General features: G+C 72.4%; 5 protein-coding genes. 3 read left to right on the forward strand and 2 right to left on the reverse strand.

Features of this window, described 5'->3' with window-relative positions:
• Positions 1-30: 30 nt before the first annotated feature.
• Positions 31-336: a 30S ribosomal protein S14 gene (gene rpsN / locus GKQ77_RS31810; protein ID WP_219692584.1), complete on the reverse strand. Its 306-nt coding sequence runs from the start codon at positions 334-336 to the stop codon at positions 31-33.
• A gap of 3 nt (positions 337-339) precedes the next feature.
• The gene (gene rpmB, locus GKQ77_RS31815; RefSeq protein ID WP_219692585.1) at positions 340-576 is read right to left on the reverse strand and encodes a 50S ribosomal protein L28; all 237 of its coding nucleotides are present in this window, start codon (positions 574-576) and stop codon (positions 340-342) included.
• Between the two features lie 71 nt (positions 577-647).
• On the opposite strand from rpmB, the gene rpmG reads away from it, so the two are divergent.
• The 3 genes from rpmG to GKQ77_RS31830 are packed head-to-tail and all read left to right on the forward strand — an operon-like array spanning position 648 to position 2,229.
• Positions 648-812, forward strand: coding sequence for a 50S ribosomal protein L33 (rpmG, locus tag GKQ77_RS31820; RefSeq protein WP_219692586.1), 165 nt, complete (start codon positions 648-650; stop codon positions 810-812).
• A 5-nt stretch (positions 813-817) separates the two neighbouring features.
• A complete protein-coding gene (locus tag GKQ77_RS31825) occupies positions 818-1,063 on the forward strand; it encodes a type B 50S ribosomal protein L31 (RefSeq protein WP_219692587.1) in 246 nt (81 codons plus the stop codon).
• Positions 1,064-1,074: 11 nt separating this feature from the next.
• Entirely contained in the window at positions 1,075-2,229 is a 1,155-nt protein-coding gene (locus GKQ77_RS31830) for a CobW family GTP-binding protein (protein WP_258022313.1), read from the forward strand.
• Positions 2,230-2,250: the final 21 nt, after the last annotated feature.

A 2,250-nucleotide genomic window follows, 5' to 3' on the forward strand; every position in this document is an offset into this window, starting at 1 on the left:
CAACCGCAACGGCCCCCCAACTACCCCCACCTACCAGGAAGCCTTCCGCACCCCCGGCAAGAACCCCGCATGCGCCTGCTCCCGCAACTTCACCCGGGACAGTCCGAACGCCCCCACATAACCCCGCGGCCGCCCATCCACACTGTCCCGGTTCCGCACCCGCGTAGCGCTCGCGTCACGCGGCTGTCGCGCCAACTCCCGCTGGGCCGCCAGCCGTTCAGGTTCCCCCGTGCCGGGCCTGCGGATGATCTCCTTCAGCTCGGCCCGCCGCGCGGCGTACCGCGCGACGATCTCCCGGCGCTGCTCGTTCTTCGCGATCTTGCTCTTCTTCGCCATCGCTCAGACCTTCCCGCCCCGCGCGCGGATCCGCGCGACCGCCGCCTCGACCCCGATGGAGTCCACGGTCCTGATCCCCTTCGCGCTGAGCCGCAGCCGCACGTACCGGCCCTCGCTCGGCAGCCAGTACCGCTTGCGCTGGACGTTGGGGTCGAAGCGGCGGGAGGTCCGCCGGTGGGAGTGGGAGATCTGGTTGCCGAAGCCGGGCTTCGCGCCCGTCAGCTGGCAGTGGGCGGACATGGTGACGCACCTCTCGGTCGATGGAAGGACCCCGCAATTGAAAACGGGAGTCGTTTTCATATACTAGCCACATGGCCCGCAACGAACTCCGCCCGATCATCAAGCTCCGCTCCACAGCCGGAACCGGCTACACGTACGTGACCCGCAAGAACCGCCGCAACGACCCCGACCGCCTCACGCTGCGCAAGTTCGACCCGAAGGCCGGACGCCACGTCGACTTCCGAGAGGAGCGCTGACCGCCATGCGCAAGGACATCCACCCCCCGTACGGCCCCGTCGTCTTCCGCGACAAGGCCGCGGGCTTCGCCTTCCTCACCCGGTCGACCGCCACCAGCCCCAAGACGGTCGAGTGGGAGGACGGGAACACCTACCCGGTCATCGACGTCGAGGTCTCGTCCGCGAGCCACCCCTTCTACACGGGAACGGCACGCGTCATGGACACCGCCGGCCGCGTCGAACGCTTCGAGCGCCGCTTCGGTAAGCGCTGATGGAGCGCCCGATGGACCGCCCCATGGACCGCCCCATGGACACCGTGATCGTCGGCGGCCTCCACGCGGACGCCCGCAAGGCGGCCGTCGACCACCTCCTCGCCACCGTCCCCGGCAGCGTCGCCCTCCACCACGACCTGTCGACCGCCGTGCGGGGCACCGTCGTTCGCACCGTGCGCGACGCCACCGGCCCGCTCTCCTCCGGCGAGGCCCCCCTCGTCAACGACTGCGCGTGCTGCGCGCTCCGCGAGGACCTGGTGCCCGAGCTGCGGCGGCTCGCCGACGCGGGCCTGCACCGGCTCGCGGTCGTCGAGCTGTGGGACTCCGTCGAGCCCAAGGCCATGGCCGAGGTCATCGCCGCGCACGGCGGCGAGGGCATCACGCTCGCCGGCGTGGTCACGGCCGTCGACCCCGCCCTGCTCCTGCCCTGCCTGGGCAACGGCGACGACCTCATGGAGGCAGGCCTCGCCGCGGCCCCCACCGACCAGCGCACCGTCGCCGACACCTGGGCGCGCCAGCTCGAATACGCTCCCGTGCTTGCCGTCGCGGACTCCGCCGAGGCCGACGACGAGGACCGCGCCCTGCTCGCCCAGCTCCACCCGACGGCACGCCAGATCCTGATCGGACAGGGCGACTTGGCGGGCGCCGCGCTCGCGGGCTTCGACGTCGAGGCGGCCGCCGCGGCCCAGCACCCGGCCTGCGCCCTGCTGCCGGCCGAGGCGGACGCGTGCGGTGTCTCCACCTTCGTATGGCACCGGGAGCGGCCCTTCCACCCCGAGCGGCTGTACCAGGCGCTGGAGGATCTGACCTGCGCGGCCGCCCGCAGCCGGGGGCGGTTCTGGCTCGCCGACCACCCGGACACGCTGCTCGGCTGGGACGCGGCGGGCGGCGCGCTGTGCGTCGAGAGCGCCGGGCCCTGGCTCGCCTCACTGCCGGACGCCGCGTGGGAGATGGTCCCGCCGATGCGCCGCGCGGCCGCCGCCATGGACTGGCACCCGGAGCACGGCGACTGCTGCAACCACCTGGTGTTCACCTCGCCGGGCCTGGACCGCGAGGGCCTCGAACAGGTCCTGGAGTCCTGCCTGCTGACCGACGAGGAGTACGCCGCCGGGCGCGACGCCTGGAAGAACCTGCCCCCTGCCTTCGACACCCTCCTGGAGGTCTGACCCTTGTCCCCCCGCAAGGCC

This window comes from Streptomyces anatolicus (assembly GCF_019400875.1).
Lineage (GTDB): Bacteria > Actinomycetota > Actinomycetes > Streptomycetales > Streptomycetaceae > Streptomyces > Streptomyces anatolicus.